The 23,282-nt window shown below is 60.2% G+C and carries 20 protein-coding genes; 15 read left to right on the forward strand and 5 right to left on the reverse strand.

The genetic code is table 11. The annotated features are described in order from the left end of the window. Positions 1–350: 350 nt before the first annotated feature. Positions 351–1,340: a 2-hydroxyacid dehydrogenase gene (locus tag V7Q49_RS03720; RefSeq protein ID WP_333849388.1), complete on the reverse strand. Its 990-nt coding sequence runs from the start codon at positions 1,338–1,340 to the stop codon at positions 351–353. 333 nt (positions 1,341–1,673) lie between these two features. Here V7Q49_RS03720 and V7Q49_RS03725 point away from each other — a divergent pair, with 333 nt between their 5' ends. The 4 genes from V7Q49_RS03725 (at position 1,674) to V7Q49_RS03740 (ending at position 5,198) form a co-directional block, all read left to right on the forward strand. Beyond that, positions 1,674–1,838: a hypothetical protein gene (locus V7Q49_RS03725; RefSeq protein WP_333849389.1), complete on the forward strand. Its 165-nt coding sequence runs from the start codon at positions 1,674–1,676 to the stop codon at positions 1,836–1,838. Positions 1,839–2,042: 204 nt separating this feature from the next. Next, a complete protein-coding gene (locus V7Q49_RS03730; protein WP_333849390.1) occupies positions 2,043–4,682 on the forward strand; it encodes a YdbH family protein in 2,640 nt (879 codons plus the stop codon). After that, entirely contained in the window at positions 4,679–4,870 is a 192-nt protein-coding gene (locus V7Q49_RS03735) for a YnbE family lipoprotein (protein WP_059307766.1), read from the forward strand. Before V7Q49_RS03730 ends, V7Q49_RS03735 begins: the two co-directional genes overlap by 4 nt. Positions 4,871–4,877: 7 nt before the next feature. After that, the gene (locus V7Q49_RS03740) at positions 4,878–5,198 is read left to right on the forward strand and encodes a YdbL family protein (RefSeq protein ID WP_333849391.1); all 321 of its coding nucleotides are present in this window, start codon (positions 4,878–4,880) and stop codon (positions 5,196–5,198) included. On the opposite strand, the gene feaR is transcribed toward V7Q49_RS03740, so the two are convergent. Then, positions 5,199–6,107 carry a transcriptional regulator FeaR gene (gene feaR / locus V7Q49_RS03745; RefSeq protein WP_333849392.1) on the reverse strand — a complete coding sequence of 303 codons (909 nt, stop codon included), beginning with the start codon at positions 6,105–6,107 and terminating at the stop codon, positions 5,199–5,201. A 236-nt stretch (positions 6,108–6,343) separates the two neighbouring features. On the opposite strand from feaR, the gene V7Q49_RS03750 reads away from it, so the two are divergent. After that, positions 6,344–7,843: an aldehyde dehydrogenase family protein gene (locus tag V7Q49_RS03750; protein ID WP_333849393.1), complete on the forward strand. Its 1,500-nt coding sequence runs from the start codon at positions 6,344–6,346 to the stop codon at positions 7,841–7,843. A gap of 192 nt (positions 7,844–8,035) precedes the next feature. Here V7Q49_RS03750 and V7Q49_RS03755 read toward each other — a convergent pair whose 3' ends face one another. The 3 genes from V7Q49_RS03755 to paaZ form a co-directional block, all read right to left on the reverse strand. Next, on the reverse strand, positions 8,036–10,012 hold the full coding sequence (locus V7Q49_RS03755; protein WP_333849395.1) for an alkyl/aryl-sulfatase: 1,977 nt from the start codon (positions 10,010–10,012) through the stop codon (positions 8,036–8,038). A 327-nt stretch (positions 10,013–10,339) separates the two neighbouring features. Further along, positions 10,340–12,607 (reverse strand): primary-amine oxidase, encoded by a 2,268-nt coding sequence (tynA, locus tag V7Q49_RS03760; RefSeq protein WP_333849396.1) that lies wholly within the window; start codon positions 12,605–12,607, stop codon positions 10,340–10,342. Positions 12,608–12,783: 176 nt separating this feature from the next. Beyond that, positions 12,784–14,829 (reverse strand): phenylacetic acid degradation bifunctional protein PaaZ, encoded by a 2,046-nt coding sequence (gene paaZ, locus V7Q49_RS03765; RefSeq protein WP_333849397.1) that lies wholly within the window; start codon positions 14,827–14,829, stop codon positions 12,784–12,786. Between the two features lie 282 nt (positions 14,830–15,111). Here paaZ and paaA point away from each other — a divergent pair, with 282 nt between their 5' ends. The 10 genes from paaA to pcaF are packed head-to-tail and all read left to right on the forward strand — an operon-like array spanning position 15,112 to position 23,280. Continuing rightward, positions 15,112–16,041 (forward strand): 1,2-phenylacetyl-CoA epoxidase subunit PaaA, encoded by a 930-nt coding sequence (gene paaA / locus V7Q49_RS03770; RefSeq protein WP_333849398.1) that lies wholly within the window; start codon positions 15,112–15,114, stop codon positions 16,039–16,041. Positions 16,042–16,052: 11 nt separating this feature from the next. Then, positions 16,053–16,340, forward strand: a complete 288-nt coding sequence (gene paaB, locus V7Q49_RS03775; RefSeq protein ID WP_032611057.1) for a 1,2-phenylacetyl-CoA epoxidase subunit PaaB — start codon at positions 16,053–16,055, stop codon at positions 16,338–16,340. Positions 16,341–16,348: 8 nt separating this feature from the next. Next, a complete protein-coding gene (gene paaC, locus V7Q49_RS03780) occupies positions 16,349–17,095 on the forward strand; it encodes a 1,2-phenylacetyl-CoA epoxidase subunit PaaC (protein WP_333849399.1) in 747 nt (248 codons plus the stop codon). 14 nt (positions 17,096–17,109) lie between these two features. Beyond that, positions 17,110–17,607, forward strand: a complete 498-nt coding sequence (paaD, locus tag V7Q49_RS03785; RefSeq protein WP_333849400.1) for a 1,2-phenylacetyl-CoA epoxidase subunit PaaD — start codon at positions 17,110–17,112, stop codon at positions 17,605–17,607. Positions 17,608–17,614: 7 nt separating this feature from the next. Further along, positions 17,615–18,685: a 1,2-phenylacetyl-CoA epoxidase subunit PaaE gene (gene paaE, locus V7Q49_RS03790; RefSeq protein ID WP_333849401.1), complete on the forward strand. Its 1,071-nt coding sequence runs from the start codon at positions 17,615–17,617 to the stop codon at positions 18,683–18,685. Next, the gene (gene paaF / locus V7Q49_RS03795) at positions 18,682–19,449 is read left to right on the forward strand and encodes a 2,3-dehydroadipyl-CoA hydratase PaaF (RefSeq protein WP_333849402.1); all 768 of its coding nucleotides are present in this window, start codon (positions 18,682–18,684) and stop codon (positions 19,447–19,449) included. The genes paaE and paaF overlap by 4 nt, the downstream gene beginning before the upstream one ends. Further along, positions 19,449–20,237 (forward strand): 2-(1,2-epoxy-1,2-dihydrophenyl)acetyl-CoA isomerase PaaG, encoded by a 789-nt coding sequence (gene paaG / locus V7Q49_RS03800; protein WP_333850482.1) that lies wholly within the window; start codon positions 19,449–19,451, stop codon positions 20,235–20,237. Before paaF ends, paaG begins: the two co-directional genes overlap by 1 nt. A gap of 1 nt (position 20,238) precedes the next feature. Next, the gene (gene paaH / locus V7Q49_RS03805; RefSeq protein ID WP_333849403.1) at positions 20,239–21,663 is read left to right on the forward strand and encodes a 3-hydroxyacyl-CoA dehydrogenase PaaH; all 1,425 of its coding nucleotides are present in this window, start codon (positions 20,239–20,241) and stop codon (positions 21,661–21,663) included. Beyond that, entirely contained in the window at positions 21,653–22,075 is a 423-nt protein-coding gene (paaI, locus tag V7Q49_RS03810) for a hydroxyphenylacetyl-CoA thioesterase PaaI (RefSeq protein WP_307763795.1), read from the forward strand. The genes paaH and paaI overlap by 11 nt, the downstream gene beginning before the upstream one ends. After that, complete coding sequence (gene pcaF / locus V7Q49_RS03815) at positions 22,075–23,280, forward strand: 3-oxoadipyl-CoA thiolase (RefSeq protein WP_333849404.1); 1,206 nt, start codon at positions 22,075–22,077, stop codon at positions 23,278–23,280. The genes paaI and pcaF overlap by 1 nt, the downstream gene beginning before the upstream one ends. Positions 23,281–23,282: the final 2 nt, after the last annotated feature.

Consider the following 23,282-nt stretch of genomic DNA (forward strand, 5'->3'; position numbering starts at 1 on the left):
GGGTGAGGGGGAACATGCGGCTCTGGTGGTGGTTCCGTTCACTTCCAGACCAGTGCTTCTCTGTCGCGCCAGAACCGGTGAACGTGCCAGGGTGGCTCAATCGCCACCACCCTGGCGACCCGGGCTCCCGGCAAGAAAATCGCCGCTTTGCGGTCCCTTCGGCTTATTCCTTTCGGCTTTCGGGTCGGGCACCAGCCTGCATCCCTGCAGGCTATGCCCTCTCGGCGCGTCCCTGCGCCTCGCCCCGGCCTACAGGAAACGCCTCAGCGATTTTCAGCCGGACCAGGGAGCCGCTGTAAGCTCTCTATTCTCTTTGGGGTATTTATTGCTTTAAGAACAAACGATTCCAATCAGAACAGCGCGTTCGGGCTCGCTTCGCCTTTCTCGAGCTGGCTCAGGTTACCCAACGTGGTTTCTGAAATACTGATCAGCGCCTCGGCGGTCAAAAACGCCTGATGTCCGGTAAAGAGTACGTTGTGACAGGCAGACAGGCGACGGAACACGTCATCCTGGATCACGTCGTTAGACTTATCTTCAAAGAACAGATCGCGTTCGTTCTCATACACGTCCATCCCCAGCGCGCCAATTTTTTGTGTTTTCAACGCTTCAATGGCCGCCTGAGAATCCACCAGCCCACCGCGGCTGGTATTGACGATCATCACGCCATCTTTCATCTGCTCGAACGCGCTCTGGTTCAGCAGATGGTAGTTGTCTGCGGTCAGCGGGCAGTGCAGGGAGATCACGTCAGACTCCGCGTACAGGGTCGGCAGATCGACATACTCCACCCCCAGCTCCAGCGCGGCTGCGCTCGGGTATGGATCAAACGCCAGCAGGCGCATACCAAAGCCCTTCAGGATCCGCAGCGCCGCGACGCCGATTTTACCGGTGCCGATCACGCCAGCGGTTTTGCCGTACATGGTAAAGCCGGTCAGCCCTTCCAGCGAGAAGTTAGCATCACGGGTGCGTTGATAAGCACGGTGAATACGACGGTTCAGCGACATCATCAGGCCGATGGCATGTTCCGCCACCGCTTCCGGGGAGTAGGCCGGGACGCGCACCACCTGCAGGCCCAGCTCTTTGGCCGCGTCGAGGTCGACATTGTTAAAGCCCGCGCAGCGCAGGGCGATGTACTTCACGCCCTGTTTTTTAAGCTCTTCCAGCACTGGACGACTGCCGTCATCGTTAACGAAAATACAGACCGCATCAAAGCCGTGCGCGGTTTTGGCTGTTTTTTCGTTAAGCAGAAAGTCGAAAAATTCAAGTTCGAATCCATATCCCTCGTTAACATGTTGCAGATACTTTTTGTCGTACTGCTTTGTGCTATAGACCGCGAGTTTCATAAGACTTTCTCCACTGGTTTTGGAACTACGTTAGCATGATTCAAATAATCATACAAATATTAAAATATTACTTAATTCAATAAGTTCAGGTGATGATATTATCCCACCTGACCGGAATTTTCTGCCGTCGCGCTCGATATAAATATAAGTGTAACTTATAGTTTTATGGTGGCGACGTGCTACATCTACAACTGGAGTTTCAAAATGAAATCCACCGTACAACATGTCTCTAAAGACCAACCTAAGCAGCCGCAAAAGAATCAAGATGAGAAGAGTAAACAGAAACCGGATAAATCGAAATAACCTCTCATAACACATTTTGACGGAGGCTTTATGGCTGATCGTCCAGATTATATTGATCCCATTCCTGATGACGAACCGCTTCCTGGCGGCAGCGATCCCCTTCCAGGTGACACCGATCCACTCTTCCCTGGTGATGACATACCTGATGTGAATGACCCGCTGGATCCTGATGACCCCGATGTGATCAGAAGATAGCGTCAGAACGACTTTTATAAACCGCCTTCATGAAGGCGGTTTTTTGTTGCTCAGAAAGGGAGTGAGCGAACAAGAAAAACGCCCACATTCAGGAACATCACATCTATTCTTAAACAGGCCTTCGCTTCACCTGCCTGACGAAACATGCCACAATATTCGATACTGTCGGCTAATTTTTTCGCTAAATCAGGATATTAACTGCCCATGAGGGGTAAATACAAAGCCGCAATCGCGCTACTGCTGCTGATCGTTCTTTTGCCGCTGACGCTGCTGCTGACCCTTGCGCAATGGGTTCCCACGCTTGCCGGTATCTGGCTGCCCGCTGGCACCCGGATCGCCTTTGAAAAAAGCCCGCGCCTGACCCGCAACGCTCTGGTGATCGCCGATCTGCGCTATCTGGTGGACGACTGCGAGATTGCCCGCATTGAGGACGCCACGCTCAGTCACCCGAGCCGCTGGAAAATCGACATCGCCGGGCTGGATCTTAACAGCGCCTGTCTGAGTAAAATTCCTGCCAGCGAGCCTACGCCCGCCGCACCGCGAACGCTGGCCGAATGGCAGTCGCTGCTGCCCAATACCTGGCTGACCATCGATCGCCTGACGCTCTCCCCCTGGCAGCAGTGGCAGGGGAAATTAACCGCCTCGCTGACCCCGTCGCGCCAGGATATTACTTATCATGGGGATCAGTTTAGCCTGCGTGGCACACTCCGTGGGCGATCCCTGACCGTCAGCGACGTCACGCTTAATCTGCCCGATAACCCGCAGCCGGTGACGCTGGTGGGGGAATTCACCCTGCCGCTGGTGCCGGACGGTCTGCCGGTGCAGGGGCATGCAACGGCCACCTTCTCGGTGCCGCAGCTTCCGTCGCTGGTGGATGCCGATCTGGCTTGGCAGGACAATCAGGGCCAGCTGGTGTTGGTTGAGCGGGAGAGCGGCGAGCCGCTGCTGGATCTCCCCTGGCAAATGACTCCCGAACAGCTGACCATCAGCGACGGGCGCTGGCACTGGGATCGGGCTGGCATTCCCCTGAGCGGACGCCTGGGGCTTAAAATCGAAAATTGGCAGCAGGGCACGGAAAAGGCCGTCATCAGCGGGCGGCTGAACGTGCTGACCCAGGGCGATGCCGGGAAAGGTAACGCGGTGCTCACCTTTGGTCCCGGCAAGCTGAGCGTGGATGACAGCGCCATGCCGTTACAGCTTACCGGCGTGGCCAAACATGACGATCTTATCCTTTACGCAAAGCTTCCCGCCATGTTAACCGGCAGCCTCGCCGAGCCCCGGCTGGCGTTCGCGCCGGGGGCGCTGCTGCGCTCCCGCGGGCGGATCATTGATTCTCTCAATATCGACGAAGTGCGCTGGCCGCTGGCCGGCGTGGCGCTGACCCGCAACGGCATCGACGGTCGTCTACAGGCAATATTAAAGGCCCATGAAAAGGAGATGGGGGATTTCACCCTGCATCTCGACGGTCGGGCCAATGACTTCCTGCCGGATCGCGGCCTGTGGCAGTGGCGCTATTGGGGCGAAGGCAACTTTACGCCGATGCAGGCCCGCTGGGACGTGGCGGGGAAAGGGGAGTGGCGCGATAGCGTCATTGAACTCAGCGAACTCTCGACCGGATTCGACCAGCTGAAGTACGGCACCATGCATGCCAGCACGCCGCGCATGGTGCTGGATAGCCCGATCCGCTGGCAGCGCGATCCCGCCCGGCCGCACTTCAGCGGCGCGTTATCCTTTGACGCCGGAGAAACCACCTTCACCGGCGGCAGCGTATTACCGCCCTCGACGGTCAAATTCAGCGTCGATGGCAGCGATCCCACCCTGTTCCGGTTCAAAGGTACCCTCAACGCCAAAGCGATCGGCCCGGTGCAGCTGAACGGCCGTTGGGACGGGGAGCGTCTGCGCGGCCAGGCCTGGTGGCCGAAGCAGTCCCTGACCGTCTTCCAGCCGCTGGTCCCGCCAGATTGGAAAATGACCCTGCGCGAAGGGGATCTGTATGCCCAGGTGGCGTTCTCCGCGGCGGCGGATCAGGGCTTTGAGGCTGGCGGCCACGGGGTAGTAAAAAGCGGCAGCGTCTGGATGCCCGATAACAAAGTGAACGGCGTTGATTTTGTCCTGCCGTTCCGCTTCAGCCAGGGCACCTGGTCGCTGGGCACCCATGGCCCGGTGACCCTGCGCATTGGCGAAGTGATCAATCAGGTCACGGCCCGCAACATCACCGCCGATCTGCAGGGGAACTACCCCTGGAGCGAGGCGAATCCGCTGCTGCTGACCGATGTCAGTGTCGAGCTGCTGGGCGGCAAGGTAAACATGCAGCAGCTGCGGATGCCGCAGCACGATGCGGCTCTGCTGCGGGTCAGCAATATCTCCTCCAGCGAGCTGATTAGCGCCGTTAACCCGAAACAGTTTGCCCTGTCCGGACCGTTCAGCGGGGCGCTGCCGTTCTGGCTGGACAATGACAAGTGGATCATCAAAGATGGCTGGCTGACCAATGCCGGGCCGATGACCCTGCGCCTCGACAAAGACACTGCCGATGCCCTGGCCAAAGAGAACGGGTCGGCGGCGGGGGCGATTAACTGGCTTCGCTATATGGAAATTTCGCAGTCGTGGACGACACTCAATTTAGATAACCTGGGTGAATTAACCCTGGCGTCGACCCTGCGTGGCGCCAGCCGCGTCGAGGATCAGACGCAAGCCGTTAACCTCAACTATACCCATCAGGAGAACCTGTTTACCCTCTGGCGCAGCCTGCGTTTTGGCGACAATCTGCAAACCTGGCTGGAGCAACACGCAGCATTACCGGATAACCGCTGCCCGACAGGCAAGGAATGTAAGGAACAACCATGAAAAAGCTGGCCGGTGGATTCACCGCGATTGTGATACTGACGCTGACAGGCTGTACGCCGAGGATCGAAGTCGCGGCGTCGAAAGAGCCGATCACCATCAACATGAACGTCAAAATTGAACATGAAATCCATATCAAAGTGGATAAAGACGTGGAGACGCTGCTGAAATCACGCAGCGATCTGTTCTGAGGCTGCCATGAGAAAACGCATTTTGCTGATGATATTAACGCTGGGGCTCTGCGCACCCGCGCTGGCGTTAACCCTCAACGAGGCCCGCAGTGCCGGGCGGGTGGGGGAAACCCTGAGCGGGTACATTGCGCCGCGAAGTCAGGATCGCGAGACGCTGGCGCTGGTGGAGCAGATCAACAAGGCCCGCACCGACAGCTATCAGAAACTGGCCGACAACAATAACATTCCGGTAGATGAAGTGGCGAAAATGGCCGGGACAAAACTGGTCGCGCGCGCCAACCCCGGCGAGTATGTCCAGGGGATCAACGGCAAATGGATGCAGAAGTGATCAGCGGTGGCGTTTGCGGTATTCGCCAGGCGAAACGCCAAAACGCTGCTTAAAGGCCGTGGAGAAATGGCTGTGATCGGTAAATCCCCAGCTGTAGCCAATCCCCGCCAGCTTCTCGTCGTCGCGGGTGCCGCGCAGCATCTGCGCACACAGATCCAGTCGACGATTTTTAATGTACTGCGCCACCACCAGCCCTTTCTCGGCAAACATCCGGTACAGGCTACGCACTGACATCCCACACTCCGAGGCGATCCACTCCGGGCGCAGGTGCTCGGCCTGAATATGGTCGTCAATCAGGGTCAGGACGTGGGTAAACTGGCGCTCTTTGCGCGGCTGTACGCTTTCACGCTGCTGCAATACCGGGCGCAGCAGGCAGACCATCGCCTCCAGCGCCGCTTCACTTTCGGTTTCGCTTAACGCCGGATTATTCATGCTGTCCTGCAGCAGACGGTAGCTGAGCTGGACGGTGGGCAGGCTGTGGGAGAGCTTTTGCGCGCAGGTCACACCCTGAAAGCGAAAGTGCTGCTCGAGGATCTGACGCGGCAGCAGGAGCGAGATCTGGCGTGATTTTTCCGGCCAGTAGATCGAGCAGGGGCGAGAGGCATCAATCAGGGTGATATCCCCGGCGTTCAGCACGATCTGGCGATTGTCCTGCTCCAGTCCCGCTTCCCCCTCCAGCTGAAACACGGTGTAGAACCAGGCGTCGTTGCTGGTTTTGATCTCCTGACGGGTGCGAAACAGGTTCACGCCGCCCGCGGTGACGGTGCTCAGTTTCAGGTTACCGGTCCAGGTTGACTCCAGCTCGCCATAAAACTCGCCGCTCATGGGCCGGGCGGCAAAACTGCCGCACACCTGGTTAATCTGCGCCAGCCAGCGCTGGTAGTTGTCCTGTTCGTTTGCACACGCCATCGTCATACCCGCTACGTCGTCAATGTTTAAACATTGTTGCATTTATGTTGCTAATTGCCCGTGACCTGGGGCGAAATCCAGAAAAAAACTCCGCGCTGGGCCTGAGCGAAACGGCGTTATTGTCGCGTTTTGCGGTGCCTGTCACAGCGGGCAAAGCGAATGTCACAGAGATAAAAGCGCATTCTGCAAAGCCATCTTAGACTGCGTTGACACCCTGCGAATAATAAGGAATCGCTATGTCTGATACACAGGTCGACGTACTGCACAGCGTGCAGCAATTTCTGGATCGCCAACATGGCCTCTGGATTGAGGGACGCCAGTCCGCCTCCGACAGCGAAAAGCGTCTGGAGATCTTTAACCCGGCCACCGGCCAGGTGATTGCCTCGACGGCCGATGCCAGCGCGCAGGATGTGGACCGCGCGGTGATGTCCGGCTGGCGCGCCTTTGTCGCCCGCAGCTGGTCAGGCAAACTGCCTGCTGAGCGGGAACGTATTCTGCTGCGCTTTGCCGATCTGGTAGAGCAGCACACCGAAGAGCTGGCCCAGCTCGAAACCCTGGAGCAGGGTAAATCCATCAATATCTCCCGCGCCTTTGAAGTGGGCTGCACCCTGAACTGGATGCGCTACACCGCCGGGCTGACCACGAAAATCGCCGGCAAGACGCTGGATCTCTCTATTCCGATGCCGCAGGGGGCCCGCTATCAGGCGTGGACCCGTAAAGAGCCGATTGGCGTGGTGGCCGGGATCGTGCCGTGGAACTTCCCGCTGCTGATCGGCATGTGGAAAGTCATGCCCGCCCTGGCCGCGGGCTGCTCTATCGTGATCAAACCGTCGGAGACCACGCCGCTGACCCTGCTGCGCGTGGCGGAGCTGGCTAGCGTTGCCGGGATCCCGGACGGCGTTTTCAACGTGGTAACCGGCAGCGGGGCGGTGTGTGGCGCGGCGCTGACCAACCATCCGCATATCGCCAAAGTAAGCTTTACCGGCTCAACCGCCACCGGGAAACAGATTGCGCGCTCCGCCGCCGATCGCCTGCTGGGCGTAACCCTGGAGCTGGGCGGCAAAAACCCGGCCATCGTCCTGAAAGATGCGGATCCAGCGTGGGTTATCGAAGGGCTGATGACCGGCAGCTTCCTCAACCAGGGGCAGGTCTGCGCGGCAAGCTCGCGTATTTACATCGAAGCACCGCTGTTTGATACCGTCGTGAGCGGCTTTGAACAGGCGGTGAAATCCCTGAGCGTCGGGCCGGGTATGTCCCAGGAGGCGCACATCAACCCGCTGGTCTCCCGCGCCCACTGTGACAAAGTGCAGAGCTTCCTTAACGAGGCGCAGTCGCGTCAGGCCGAGCTGATCGTTGGTAATCGCGGTCCGAACGGTGAGGGGTACTACGTTTCGCCGACCCTGGTGGTTAACCCGGACGCCAGCCTGCGCCTGACCCGCGAAGAGGTGTTTGGCCCGGTGGTGAACCTGGTGCGCGTCGCCGACGGCGAAGAGGCGCTGCGCCTGGCGAACGACACCGAATATGGCCTGACCGCCAGCGTCTGGACGCAAAATATCAGTAAAGCACTGGAGTACACCGACCGCCTGCAGGCCGGCACGGTATGGGTCAACAGTCACACCCTGATCGACGCCAACCTGCCTTTCGGCGGCATGAAGCAGTCCGGCACCGGCCGCGATTTCGGCCCGGACTGGCTGGACGGCTGGTGCGAAACCAAATCGGTGTGCGTGCGGTATTAATGTTTGCTCCCTCTCCCTGTGGGAGAGGGCCGGGGTGAGGGTATCAGGCCGCACAGTTGCCGTTGGCAATGCCCGGCGGCGCTGCGCTTGCACGGGCCTACAGTTCGTAGGTCGGGTAAGCGTAGCGCCACCCGACAACAAACCGCACAGTCCCGTAGGCCGGGTAAGGCGCAGCCGCCACCCGGCAATAAGTTACGGTGTCACAATATTGAACCAGAACTCAAACTTATCCATATAGCCCAGCAGGGTATCCAGTTTCGTACCGTCCCCGGTTATCTTCACCGCACCGCTGTCCTCAGCCTGTTTCAGGGTGGTTTCTTTGAGGATGATTTTGTTCAGCGTGTCGCGGTCAAGGCTAATGGTGGCATCCGCATCGGTGGCTTCCGCATTGGCGGTGTGGTTCAGCACCCCGTTCTCCAGCTCCAGCTTGTATTTCCCGCCGTCGCTGCCGAGGTCGATGTTAAACACCGATTTCGCCGTCCCGGCTTTTTCACCGTTAATGTGTACCGCCAGATAGTCAAAGAACATCTCCGGCGTCATCGCCCGCACCGTATCCGGGCTGGCGGTGTTCGGGGTCGGGCCTTTCACCACGCCGTTACGCAGCTCCTGCGCGCCGGTGAGATAGAAGTTACGCCACGGGCCGGACTCTGCCTGATAACCCAGCTGTTCCAGCGCATCCGCCTCCAGATTACGGGCCGCCTGGTTGTTCGGATCGGCAAACACCACTTTGCTCACCACCTGTGCCACCCAGCGATAGTTCCCCTGGTCGAAGTCGGTTTTGGCTTTCTGCAGAATGGTGTCCGCACCGCCCATATACTCAACGAATTTTTTAGCCGCCTCTTCCGGTGGCAGCTCATCCAGGGTCGCCGGGTTGCCGTCGAACCAGCCGAGATAGAGCACGTAGGTCGCTTTCACGTCGTGGCTCACCGACCCGTAATAACCCCGGTTGGCCCAGGTGTGCGCCAGCGAGTCCGGCAGCTTGAAGTTGGCGGCGATTTCGTCCCGGGTCAGCCCCTGGTTCGCCATGCGTAAGGTCTGGTCGTTGATATAACGGTACAGATCGCGCTGGCTTTTCAGCAGATTATTCACGTTCTCCTTGCCCCAGGTTGGCCAGTGGTGCTGGGCCATCAGGATCTCGGCTTTATCACCCCAGCGTACAATGGCTTCGTTAATGTATTTCGACCACGGCAGCGGCTCGCGGATCTTCGCCCCGCGCAGGGAGTAGGTGTTGTGCAGGGTGTGGGTCACGTCCTCGGCGGATTCAATCAGCTTTTTCTCTTCGATAAACCACAGCATTTCCGACGGTGCTTCCGAGCCCGGGGCCAGCATAAAATCATAGGTCAGGCCGTCGATGGTCTCCTTCTGCCCGTCTTTTTCGATGATATTGGTTGGCGCAAGCAGGGTCACGGTCCCGGCAGAGGTGGTGGTACCCAGCCCGGCACCGACCTGGCCTTTAGCATCCGGTTTCAGCAGGTTACCGTACATGTAGCTGGCGCGGCGGCTCATCACGTTACCGGCCATAATGTTCTCCGCCACCGCGGCCTCCATAAAGCCTGATGGGGCGTAGATTTTCACCTTGCCAGCTTTAACATCGGCTTCATCGACCACCCCGCGCACGCCGCCGTAATGATCCACGTGGCTGTGGGTGTAGATCACCGCCACTACCGGCTTCTGTCCGCGGTTTTTAAAATAGAGATCCATCCCGACTTTCGCCGTTTCCGCCGACACCAGCGGGTCAACGACGGTGACGCCCGTGGTGCCTTCAATAATGGTCATGTTCGACAGGTCGAGGTTGCGGATCTGGTACACCCCGTCCGTCACCTCAAACAGACCGCTGATATTAATTAGCTGCGCCTGACGCCATAAGCTGGGGTTAACGGTGTCCGGCGCTTTATCGCCCTCTTTAATAAACGCGTATTGCTGCGGATCCCAGACCACGTTGCCCTGTTCGCCTTTGATCACCTCCGTAGGGAGCGGGGCGATAAAGCCTTTATGGGCATCGGTAAAGTCGGTGTTATCGGAGAAGGGCAGTTGACTAAAGAGGGCGTTATTGGCTTGTTGGGTGGCGGCGGCGGCGTCTTTCGGCGCTTCTGCGGCAAACGCAGGCGTGCCAGCAGAAATAAAAAGCCCGGCGAGCGCAAGGCTTCTTGCTATCAAGTTGAATCTCATCCTGAAAACCTCTCAATGTGCATACAGCGGCGTAGGGGAAAACTTCGCGTGATGACCAAAAAAATGTTTTAAGAAAGGCAACCCGGACGGCATGGGTATAAATAACTATAAACAGACAAATACATTCAGCAAATAAATCTCTTATGGATAATTAATTACTTTGCAACGGCATTGCCCGGCGGCAAGGTAAAAGCAAAACGGTCACCTCCGGTGACCGTTTTTAATGTTTGCACCCTCTCCCTGTGGGAGAGGGCCGGGGTGAGGGCATCAGGCCGCACAGTGCCTCGGCTATGCCCGGCGGCGCTGTGCTTGCACGGGCCTACGGATTTACTGCGCGTCTTTCTTCTTACCCAACGACGGGGTTTCGTCGAAGAAGTTCCAGGGTTTGAGCAGGGTATGCACCCACTCGGTTGGCATGATGGGCCACTCCTCCGCCCGCGCCACGTGGGTGGTGCCGGTGGTCATCCATACCACGTCATCCTGGTTGTCCAGCGACTCGTTATCCTTGCTGAACTGGCCCAGACCTGTGTCCTGAGTGGAGCGGTTCGGGAATTTCCCTTCCGGATACATCTCGTTCGGATGGTAGCGGGTCACCCACAGCTGTTTATCCATAAAGCTCAGACGGTGATAGATCCACTCGTCCGGGGCGAATTTCGCGCCGGTCGCCACCGGGTGCGTCCCCCCCGCGTACGGGATGATCTGGTAGGAGACCGGGTTGCCCATGCGGTTTTCTTTGCTGGTGTTGCTCAGCAGACGAATGGTGCCCGGGTCAAACTTCTGCGCGGCCTGCTGCTCGGTATCGATGTTGTACTGGTTGATCTGCATGGTACTGGTACGCGGGCCGCCCGCGGTGTTTGGCTTCACTTCCGGATCCATCGCCACCAGGCTATTGTTGGTGCCATCAACGTCCATATCCAGTCGGAAGTTATAGATGTGCTGGTGGGTGGTGCCAACGATGTTGTGGTCGATCAGGGTGCCGTACTTGGTATCCTCTTTGGCGCTCGGATCGTGCATGGTTTTCGCCGTCACCCCTTTCACCGCTTCGATACCGGTCGCCCCGGCATCGATGCCGATGGTGCCGTTTTCGTGGAAGATCCAGTCGAAGATGTAGTCGTAGTTCCCCACGGTACTGATCCAGCGCACCACCAGCTCACGACGTTCGGTGCTGACGTTCGGCTGGTTCATCTCCTGGTGCTTATACTCCGGCCCGGCGTAGCGTTCGAAAATCGCCATCGCCCGCGGGATCTCCATTGGTGCACCGGTGTAGTCCGGGATGGTCTGATTGAGCAGCACGGCGTTGGACGGCACATCTTTGCCGCGCACCAGCGGCGAGGTGAGGGTGCCCATGCCGTAGTCGCCGGAATCCAGATAGGCCTTGAAGTACCAGCCCACGTCCGGGTCGCCGTAAGGGACGATCATCCCGCCGAGCGATCCTTCGTACATCACCTGGCGTTTTTTGCCGTTGTCGTTAAAGGTGACGGTAGAGATGATTGGCCCGACGCGGGAGTCGAGGCTCAGGTGGAAGTCCCAGTTCTGCCAGTGGATCATGTTGCCGGTGATGGTGTAGTTCTTGCCTTCTGGCTCAACGATCTCCAGCGGTTTATGCTCTACCGACTCGCGGTCGCGGCCGTCATAAGGGCGTGACTCCATCGGTACCGGAACGACCGCGCCTTCTTCGATTTTGACGATCTTCTTCTCGACCAGGTCCACCACCGCGACCAGGTTTTCAATCGGGTGCGCCCAGTAGTTGCCGTCGCCAGTATCCAGATAGCTCACCACTTTCAGCAGGCGATCTTCCTGCTTCAGGCCATCTTTGCCGTCAAAGTAGCCGACGGTCAGCGGCGTGGTCATTACCTTGCTCGGGTCGTTGATGCCGTGCTTTTTCAGCGCGTCGATATACTCCTGGCTGCCGATGACGATCTTCTGCACCGCCATAAAATCATCCAGCAGCACCATGCCGTGGGCGTCCTTGATTGGCTCCCAGTGCATGATTTTCTTATCCTTCAGATCCACCAGCGCTTCGACAACATATTTACCGTCCAGCATGGTGATACTGGCCTGACGCGGCGCATCCACCGCCGTACCGTTCAGCACGAAGTCCCACACTTTGGCTTTTTCCGGCTCGGCCAGCGCAATCTGGGTAAAGCGGGTGTTCGGTTTGAAGTCCGGCGAGGCTTTCACAATCTCGACGGCCTGTTTAATTTCATCCGCTGACAAGGCGTTCAGCGGGTGAGGCGTCTTCTCTACCTGGAAGGTCTGGTCGAGGCCGGACTGGAACACATCGTTGACAAAGGTATCGGAGATCCAGGCCTTATTGTCTTTCATCACCACTGGCACCTGCAGGGTCAGCGATTTGCCGTTGACGATGGCGGTTTTTGCGCCCGGCTTCACTTTGATGAAAGCCCCGTCTTTGGTGATGGTGTAGATCTGGGCATAGTCATCCCAGGTCACATCCGCGCCAAAATCGGTCAGGGTTTTATCCATCTCGACCATATGTGCTTCACCACCGTGAGCCAGCACCTGACCGGAAAAGAGACAAGCAACGGCCAGCGCCAGCACCGTTTTACGTGGAGAAAAGATTGAGGAGCTTCCCATGATTAACCTCTGTTGTATGTGTTGTTATCCACTCGGGACCGCTGTTCTGCGCGCGGTTTATTCATTGCCAACATAGCAATAACGCTGTGCGTACCGTTTGCCTGCATTTGCCAGATGTTTTGTCAGATGTGCCAGAAGCCGGGTAACGTGCGCGACGTTACCCGGCAGGAGGGGGATCAGGCGTCAAAATCTCCGCGTTGACGGGAGACGAGGGTCAGGATCGAGTAGAGCGCCACCGGCTGCTGATGCTGGTTAAAGATTTCAACCGACCACTCCACCACGCCGGTCGGTTTCTCTTCCGCCGTGCGCTGCTTCTTCAGCGTCTTGCGCTTACAGGTCAGACGCACCTGGATGGTATCGCCCGGTTTGACCGGCTCGATAAAGCGCAGGTTCTCCATGCCGTAGTTGGCGATCACCGGCCCGACGCCCGCATCAACGAACAGACCAGCCGCAGCGGAGATCAGGAAGTAACCGTGTACCACGCGCTCGCCAAAAATCGACTCCGCCGCGCCAATCTTGTCCATATGGGCGTAGAAATGATCTCCGCTCAGGCAGGCAAAGTTGACGATATCGGTCTCGGTCAGGGTGCGGCGCGGGGTCAGCAGGCTGTCGCCCGGCTGCAGCTCCTCGAAATATTTGCGGAACGGATGGACGCGATCCTCCTGCACCTGGGCCCCGCGTACCCACTGCTGGCTGATGGCGGCCAGCATGCTCGGGCTGCCCTGGATTGCGGTGCGTTGCAGGTAGTGTTTCACCGCCCGTAACCCGCCCAGCTCTTCACCGCCCCCGGCGCGACCCGGGCCGCCGTGCACCAGCTGCGGCAGCGGGGAGCCGTGGCCGGTAGACTCTTTGGCCGACTCTTCGTTGAGGATCTGGATACGCCCGTGGGCGCGCGCGGCCCCGGCGATAAACTGACGCGCCAGGCGCAGATCGGCGGTAACCAGCGTCCCGGCAAGGCTACCTTCCCCGGCGCGGGCGAGGGCCATCGCGTGTTCGCGGGTCTGATAGGGCATCAGGGTGGCAACCGGGCCAAAGGCTTCGGTGGCGTGTACGGCCGGGGTTTCGTCCGGCTGCGGGCAGAAAAGCAGCGTCGGCGGGAAGAAGGCACCGACGGCGTTGAGGTCAGCTTTACCGCCCAGACGGACCTGGCAGCCGGCGGTCACTAAAGCATCCACCTTCTCCTGCACGTCGGCGCGCTGCTCGGCGTTGACCAGCGAGCCCATCTTGATCCCTTCCTGGGCCGGGTCGCCGTACGGCACCTTTTCCAGCCGGGCGACCAGCGCCTGGCTGACGGCCTCCACCTGCGCCTGCGGGACGATGATGCGGCGGATAGCGGTACATTTCTGTCCGGCTTTGGCCGTCATCTCCCGCACCACTTCGCGGATAAACAGGGCAAACTCCGGCTGCTCCGGGGTAACGTCATCCCCCAGCACGCAGCAGTTCAGGGAGTCGGCTTCCATGGTAAAGGGAATCGACCGGGCAACGATATTTGGATGAACGCGCAGCTTCTGGCCGGTGACGGCGGAGCCGGTAAAGGTCACCACGTCCTGGCTGTCGAGCTGGTCGAGCAGATCCCCCGCGCCGCCGCAGATCAGGCTAATGGCACCGTCCGGCACCAGGCCGCTGTCGACAATAGCTTTCACCATCGCCTGGGTCACCTGAGCGGTGGCGGTGGCCGGTTTGATGATTGCCGGCATCCCGGCCAGCCAGGTCGGGGCCAGTTTTTCCAGCATTCCCCAGCAGGGGAAGTTAAAGGCGTTGATATGTACCGCCACGCCGGATTTCGAGGTCAGCACGTGGCGCGCGGCAAACCCGCCCTCTTTTGACAGGGGGATCAGCTCATCTTCCGGCCACAGAGTATCGTCCGGCAGTTCACGGCTGCCGAGGCTGGCGAAGGTGAAAAGGGTGCCGATCCCGCCCTCAATATCCACCCAGCTGTCGGCGCGGGTCGCTCCGGTCTGCGCAGAGAGGGCATAGAACATCTCTTTCTGGCTCAACAGATGCTTTGCCACCGCTTTCAGCATCGCGGCGCGCTCGATGAAGGTCATGGCGTGAAGTGATTCACCGCCTTGCTCAATGGCGTAACGACGCGCGGCGGCCATATCCAGCCCTTCGCTGGTGACCTGCCAGAGGGTTTCGCCGCTGATGGCGTGCTGAATCTTGCGCTCACGGCCCCGGCCAGACTGCCAGGTGCCGGACAAGAAGCTGGCTAACTGCTGCATGTTTCTCTCCAGGTGGTTCGTGATTTCACTATAGATAGTTCGTTTGTGAATCATAAAAAGCAAGTTTCTTGTTAATGATTTATTAACATTGTGATCTCGCTATATCTTCCACTCTACGGCAGGCCGCGCCAGGACGGGCCTCCTGAAATGTCTTGCGAGCCGCATCACAAAATAAACAAACACTCCTTGGGGTTATATTTAACCTTTGTGTAACTTTTAAGAAACGAAGTGATTCATCATTGAATGAAATTTACTAGTTAAACGAATCATAAGGGTGATGACGTGACGGAAGAACAACGCTTTGAACAGCGAATCGCGCAAGAGACGGCCATCGAGCCGCAGGACTGGATGCCTGACGCGTACCGCAAGACGCTGATCCGCCAGATTGGTCAGCATGCCCACTCCGAAATTGTCGGCATGCTGCCGGAAGGTAACTGGATCGCTCGCGCCCCGACGCTGCGCCGCAAGGCCATTCTGCTGGCGAAAGTGCAGGATGAAGCCGGGCACGGCCTTTATCTCTACAGCGCGGCGGAGACGCTGGGCTGCGCCCGGGAAGACATCTACCAGAAGATGCTCGACGGCAAGATGAAGTATTCCTCCATCTTCAACTACCCAACCCTGAGCTGGGCCGATATCGGCGTGATTGGCTGGCTGGTGGATGGCGCGGCCATCGTAAACCAGGTGGCGCTGTGCCGGACCTCCTACGGCCCTTATGCCCGGGCGATGGTGAAAATCTGTAAAGAAGAGAGCTTCCACCAACGTCAGGGCTTTGAAGCCTGCATGGCGCTGGCCCAGGGCAGCGAGGCTCAGCGCCAGATGCTGCAGGATGCCATCAACCGTTTCTGGTGGCCGGCGCTGATGATGTTTGGCCCGAACGACGACAACTCCCCGAACAGTGCCCGCAGCCTGGCTTGGAAGATCAAACGTTTTGGCAACGACGAGTTGCGCCAGCGCTTCGTCGACAACACCGTGCCGCAGGTGGAGATGCTGGGGATGACCGTCCCGGATGCGGATCTGCACTTCGATGCCGAAAGCGGTCACTACCGTTTTGGCGAGATCGACTGGCAGGAGTTTGACGACGTTATTAATGGCCGCGGCGTCTGCAATCACGAGCGCCTGGCCGCCAAAAATAAAGCCTGGGAAGAGGGGACGTGGGTGCGCGAAGCCGCCCTGGCGCACGCAGAAAAACAACACGCCCGCAAGGTCGCGTAAGGGGAATCACGATGAGCAAAACATACTGGCCGTTATACGAAGTGTTTGTCCGCAGTAAACAGGGGCTGTCTCACCGCCACGTCGGCAGCCTGCACGCCGCCGATGACCGCATGGCGCTGGAAAACGCCCGCGATGCCTACACCCGCCGCAGCGAAGGCTGCTCCATCTGGGTGGTGAAGGCGAGCGAAATCGTCGCCTCGCAGCCGGAAGAGCGCGGTGAGTTTTTCGATCCGGCGGAGAGCAAGGTCTACCGTCACCCAACCTTCTACACCATCCCTGATGGCATCGAGCACATGTGAGGTCGGGGATGAAAATGTTAACGCAATATGTTCTGCGCCTGGGTGATAACGGCCTGGTGCTCTCCCAGCGTCTTGGGGCCTGGTGTGGCCATGCTCCGGAGCTGGAGATTGACCTCGCGCTGGCCAATATCGGCCTCGACCTGCTGGGTCAGGCGCGCAACTTCTTAACCTACGCTGCCGAGCTGGAAGGCGCGGGCGATGAAGACACGCTGGCCTTCCAGCGCGACGAACGCCAGTTCAGCAACCTGCTGCTGGTTGAACAGCCGAACGGCAACTTCGCCGACACCCTCGCCCGGCAGTACTTTATCGACGCCTGGCACGTGGCGCTGTTTACCCGTCTGACCCAGAGCCGCGATGCGCAGCTTGCCGCCATCGCCGCCAAATCCATCAAAGAAGCCCGCTACCACCTGCGCTTCAGCCGCGGCTGGCTGGAACGCCTGGGTAACGGCACCGCCGTCTCCGGGCAGAAAATGCAGCAGGCGGTGAACGACCTGTGGCGCTTCACCGCCGAGCTGTTCGAGGCCGACGAGATCGACTTAGCCCTGGTGGCCGAGGGTATCTCCGTCGATCCGCGCACCCTTCGTGACGAGTGGGAAGCGGAAGTCTTTGCCGGGCTGAAGGCGGCGACGCTGAGCGTGCCCGAGGAAGCAGCCTACCGCAGCGGCGGCCGTAAAGGGCTGCACACCGAACATCTGGGACCGATGCTGGCAGAGATGCAGTATCTGCAGCGCGTTTATCCCGGGCAGCAGTGGTAACGCAGGAGAACACTATGCAGCATGCCGTCGAACTCGCACCTGCCGCCGTCCCGCAGATCTGGTCTCTGTTAAGCCAGATCCCGGACCCGGAGATCCCGGTGCTGACCATTACCGACTTAGGTATGGTGCGCAGCGTTACCCCGCAGGGTGAAGGCTGGGCTATCGGCTTTACGCCGACCTATTCCGGCTGTCCGGCTACCGACCATCTGATGGGGGCGATCCGCGACACGCTGAGCGCCCACGGCTATGCCCCGGTGCAGATCACCCTCCAGCTCGACCCGGCGTGGACCACCGACTGGATGACCCCGGACGCCCGGGAGCGCCTGCGTCAGTACGGCATCAGCCCCCCGGCCGGCCACAGCTGCCATGCGCATCTGCCCGCCGAGGTGACCTGTCCGCGCTGCGCCAGCACCCGCACCACGATGATCAGTGAATTTGGTTCCACGGCCTGCAAAGCGCTCTATCGCTGCGACAGCTGCCGGGAACCCTTCGACTATTTCAAATGTATTTGAGGTCGCCATGACAACGTTTCATTCCTTAACGGTGGCAAAAGTGGAACCCGAAACCCGCGATGCGGTGACCATCACCTTCGCGGTTCCCCAGGCTTTGCAGGAGGCATATCGCTTCCGTCCGGGCCAGCATCTGACGCTGAAGGCCCGTCTCGCGGGGGAAGAGCTGCGCCGCTGCTACTCCATCTGCCGCAGCGTACAGCCGGGCGAAATCAGCGTGGCGGTAAAAGCCATCGACGGCGGGCGCTTCTCGCGCTATGCCCGGGATGAGATCAAACAGGGGATGGCGCTGGAGGTGATGGTGCCTCAGGGTCACTTTGGCTATCAGCCGCTGGCGGAGCGTGAAGGCTGCTACCTGGCGATTGCCGCCGGGTCCGGCATCACCCCGATGCTGGCCATTATCTCCAGCACCCTGAAAACCGAACCCAACAGCCAGTTCACGCTGATCTACGGCAACCGCAGCAGCCAGAGCATGATGTTCCGCCAGGCGCTGGCGGATCTGAAGGACAGCTACCCGACCCGCCTGCAGGTGGTCAACATCTTCAGCCAGGAGACGCTGGACAGCGAGCTGCTGCACGGGCGCATCGACGGCGAAAAGCTGCAGGCGCTGGCAAAACACCTGATCGACTTCAGCCAGTTTGACGAAGCCTTTATCTGCGGCCCGGCGGCAATGATGGACGACGCCGAGCAGGCGCTGAAAGCGCTGGGGATGCCGGAGAAATCGCTGCATCTGGAACGCTTTAACACCCCGGGCACCAGCGTGAAACGCGCCCATACCGTACAGGTGGAAGGGCAGAAAGTGACGGTGCGCCAGGACGGGCGCGACCGCGAGATCACCCTCACCGCCGACGACGAGAGCATTCTCGACGCCGCCCTGCGCCAGGGGGCCGATCTGCCGTACGCCTGTAAAGGTGGGGTCTGCGCCACCTGCAAATGCAAAGTGGTGCGCGGCAAGGTGGACATGGTCACCAACTACAGCCTTGAGCCGGACGAACTGGCGGCGGGCTACGTTCTGAGCTGCCAGGCCCTGCCGCTGACCCACGACGTGGTGGTGGACTTTGACGCGAAGGGGATGGCATGAGCGATCTGATTGTCACCCGTCAGGGTCGGGTTTTGCACCTGACCCTGAACCGCCCGGCGGCCCGCAACGCCCTGAACAATGCTCTGCTGAGCGAGCTGGCGACCACCCTCGAAGCCGCCGCGACCGACAGCGAGATTTCAGTGTGCGTGATCGGCGGCAACGAACGCTTCTTTGCCGCCGGGGCCGATCTCAACGAGATGGCCGAAAAAGATCTGGCCGCCACCCTCAACGACATTCGCCCCCAGCTGTGGGCGCGGATCAACGCCTTCAGCAAACCGCTGATTGCCGCCGTTAACGGCTATGCGCTGGGCGCGGGCTGTGAGCTGGCGCTGCTGTGCGATGTGGTGATTGCCGGGGAGAATGCCCGTTTTGGTCTGCCAGAAATTACGCTGGGCATTATGCCGGGCGCGGGCGGTACCCAGCGACTGATCCGCAGCGTGGGTAAATCGCTGGCCAGCAAAATGGTGCTGACCGGGGAGAGCATTACCGCCCGCCAGGCGTTGGCCGCGGGTCTGGTGAGCGACGTATACCCCGAAGCCCTGACCCTGGAATATGCCCTCCAGCAGGCCGCGCTGATGGCGCGCCACTCGCCGCTGGCGTTGCAGGCGGCGAAGCAGGCGTTGCGCCAGTCTCAGGAGGTGGCCCTGCAGGCCGGGCTGGCCCAGGAGCGCCAGCTCTTTACCCTGCTGGCGGCCACCGAGGATCGCCGTGAGGGCATTGCTGCCTTTCTGCAAAAACGCACCCCCGACTTTAAAGGACGCTAATCATGGATTTCATTCTGAGTCACGTTGAGCAGGGCGTTATGACTATCACCCTGAATCGCCCGGAGCGTCTCAACAGCTTTAACGAGGAGATGCATCTTCAGCTGGCCGAGTGCCTGAAGCAGGCCGAACGTGACGACAATGTGCGTTGCCTGCTGATTACCGGGGCCGGACGCGGTTTCTGCGCCGGGCAGGATCTCAACGACCGTAACGTCGACCCGAACAGCCCCGCGCCGGACCTCGGAATGTCGGTGGAGAAATTTTATAACCCGCTGGTTAAGCGCCTGGCAAAACTGCCGAAGCCGGTGATCTGCGCGGTCAACGGCGTCGCCGCCGGCGCCGGTGCCACCCTGGCGCTGGGCTGCGATATCGTCATCGCCGCCCGCTCGGTGAACTTTGTGATGGCCTTCAGCAAGCTGGGTCTGGTGCCGGATTCCGGCGGAACCTGGCTGCTACCGCGTCTGACCGGCCGCGCCCGGGCGATGGGCCTGGCCCTGCTGGGAGAGAAGATCAGCGCCGAGCAGGCCCAGGCCTGGGGGATGATCTGGCAGGTGGTAGATGACGCCGAACTGACCGACACCGCCCGCCAGCTGGCCGTGCATCTGGCCGCCCAGCCGACCTTTGGCTTAGGACTGATCAAGCAGGCGATCAACGCCGCCGAAACCAACACCCTTGAGGCCCAGCTGGATCTGGAGCGCGACTATCAGCGCCTGGCCGGACGCAGCGCCGACTACCGCGAAGGCGTCAGCGCCTTCCTCAACAAACGTGCGCCGCAGTTCACGGGGAAATAAGATGACGACTATTCATACCGTGGCGGTCATTGGCAGCGGCATCATGGGAGCCGGGATCGCTGAAGTGGCGGCCAGCCACGGCCATCCGGTGCTGGTGTATGACATTAACGCCGAGGCCATCTCCCGCGCCATCGACGGGATCCGCAGTCGTCTGGCATCCCGCGTGGCGCGCGGCAAGCTGAGCGCCCAGGCGAGCGAGCAGACGCTCCAGCGCCTGATTCCGGTGACCGACATTCACGCCCTGGCGGCGGCCGATCTGGTGATTGAAGCCGCCTCTGAGCAGATGGCAGTCAAAAAGGCGCTGTTTGCCCAGCTGGCGGAGATCTGCCCGGCCAACACGCTGCTGACCAGCAACACGTCTTCTATCTCGATTACCGCCATTGCCGCCGAGCTGCGCCACCCTGAGCGCGTTGCCGGGCTGCACTTCTTTAACCCGGCCCCGGTGATGAAGCTGGTGGAGGTGGTGAGCGGGCTGGCGACCTCCGCAGAAGTGGTGGAGCAGCTGAGCCAGCTGGCGGTGAACTGGGGCAAACAGCCGGTGCGCTGCCAGTCCACCCCGGGCTTTATCGTTAACCGCGTGGCGCGTCCGTACTACGCCGAAGCCTGGCGCGCGCTGGAAGAGCAGGTTGCCGCGCCGGAAGTTATCGACGCCGCGCTGCGCGACGGCGCGGGCTTCCCGATGGGGCCGCTGGAGTTGACCGACATGATCGGCCAGGACGTCAACTTCGCCGTCACCTGTTCGGTATTCAACGCCTTCTGGCAGGAGCGTCGTTTTCTGCCGTCGCTGGTGCAGCAGGAGCTGGTCCTGGCGGGGCGTTTAGGTAAAAAGAGCGGCCAGGGTGTTTACAACTGGCGCAGCGACAAGCCTGCAGTGAACTGGCTGGAGACCGTTGGCGATACCTGGAGCGCCATGCACGTGCAGCGAAGAAGTGACGGTGTCACCGAAATTGACGACCTGCTGCTGATCGAAACCCAGGGCGAGACTGCCCAGGCGCTGGCGAACCGTTACGGCCAGCCGGTGGTGGTGGTCGATCGTCAGGAAGGGGATGTCGCAGTAATTGCGGCTGCGGCCAGCAACCCGGTCTACGCGACACTGAAAGCGGTCTGGCATTTGCAGCAGCAGGGCAAGCGCGTCCTGCAGGTGGCCGATTATCCCGGCCTGCTGATCTGGCGCACGGTGGCGATGATTGTCAACGAAGCGCTCGACGCCCTGCAAAAAGGGGTCGCCAGCGAACAGGATATCGATACCGCCATGCGCCTCGGGGTGAACTACCCGCGCGGTCCGCTGGCCTGGGGAGAACAGCTTGGCTGGCAGCGTCTGCTGATCCTTCTGGAAAACCTGCAACGCCACTACGGCGAAGAACGCTATCGCCCGTCATCCCTGCTGCGCCAGCGTGCGCTTCTGGAGAGTAGCTATGAGTCATAACGCCTGGCGCAACGCCCGCGCCATGTATGAAAACGATGCCTGCGCCCAGGCCTATGGCATCGACATTATTGAGATGGATGAGGGCATGGCAGTCCTGACCATGACCGTCACGCCGCAGATGCTCAACGGCCACAAAAGCTGCCACGGCGGCCAGCTGTTTACCCTCGCCGACACCGCCTTCGCCTACGCCTGCAACAGCCAGGGGCTGGCGGCGGTGGCCTCGGGCTGCACTATCGATTTTGTTCGTCCGGCCTTTGCCCACGACAAGCTCACCGCCACCGCGCAGGTGCGCCATCAGGGGAAACAGACCGGCGTGTACGACATTGAGATTGTTAACCAACAGCAAAAAACCGTTGCCCTGTTCCGTGGGAAATCCCACCGCATCGGCGGCACTATTACAGGAGAAGCATAATGCGTGACGCCTTTATTTGTGACGGGATCCGTACCCCCATCGGCCGCTATGCCGGGGCATTGTCCGGCGTGCGCGCGGACGATCTGGGCGCTATCCCGCTGCGCGAGCTGCTGGCGCGTAATCCGGGTCTGGATGCGGAACGTATTGATGATGTGATTTTTGGCTGCGCCAACCAGGCGGGGGAAGACAACCGCAACGTGGCGCGCATGTCCCTGCTGCTGGCTGGGCTGCCGCAGACCGTCTCCGGCACCACCCTGAACCGCCTGTGCGGCTCCGGTCTGGATGCGCTGGGCTTTGCCGCCCGCGCCATCCGCGCCGGTGATGGCGACCTGATGATCGCCGGTGGCGTGGAGTCGATGTCCCGCGCGCCGTTCGTGATGGGTAAGGCCACCAGCGCCTTCCAGCGCCAGAATGAAATATTCGATACCACCATCGGCTGGCGTTTTGTGAACCCGCTCATGGCGCAGCAATTTGGTTCTGACAGCATGCCGGAAACGGCAGAGAATGTAGCAGAATTGTTACGAATTTCCCGCGAAGACCAGGACGCCTTCGCGTTCCGCAGCCAGCAGCGCACCGCTCAGGCCCAGGCCAACGGCATTCTGGCCCAGGAGATCGTTCCGGTGATGATTAAAGGCAAAAAAGGGGCAGTGACCGAAGTGGTGCATGACGAACATCTGCGCGCGGACACCACCCTGGAGATGCTGGCCGGGCTGAAAGCCCCGTTCCGCGCCGGTGGGGTCGTCACCGCGGGCAACGCCTCCGGCGTCAACGACGGTGCTGCGGCGCTGATTATCGCCAGCGAAGAGATGGCGGCAACGCAGGGCTTAACCCCGCGGACCCGCATCGTGGCGATGGCGACTGCCGGTGTCGAACCGCGTCTGATGGGACTCGGCCCGGTGCCTGCCACCCGCCGCGTGCTGGAGCGCGCGGGCCTGAGCATCAACGATATGGACGTTATCGAACTGAATGAAGCCTTTGCTTCGCAGGCGCTGGGCGTGCTGCGCGAGCTGGGGCTGCCGGACGATGCTGCGCATGTAAACCCCAACGGGGGCGCGATAGCCTTAGGCCATCCGCTGGGCATGAGCGGGGCCCGTCTGGCGCTGGCCGCCAGCAACGAGCTGCATCGTCGTAAGGGGCGCTATGCGCTCTGCACGATGTGCATTGGTGTCGGTCAGGGCATTGCCATGATCCTTGAGCGTGTCTGAAC

The organism is Leclercia sp., assembly GCF_036780805.1.
In the GTDB taxonomy this organism is placed as follows: Bacteria; Pseudomonadota; Gammaproteobacteria; order Enterobacterales; family Enterobacteriaceae; genus Enterobacter.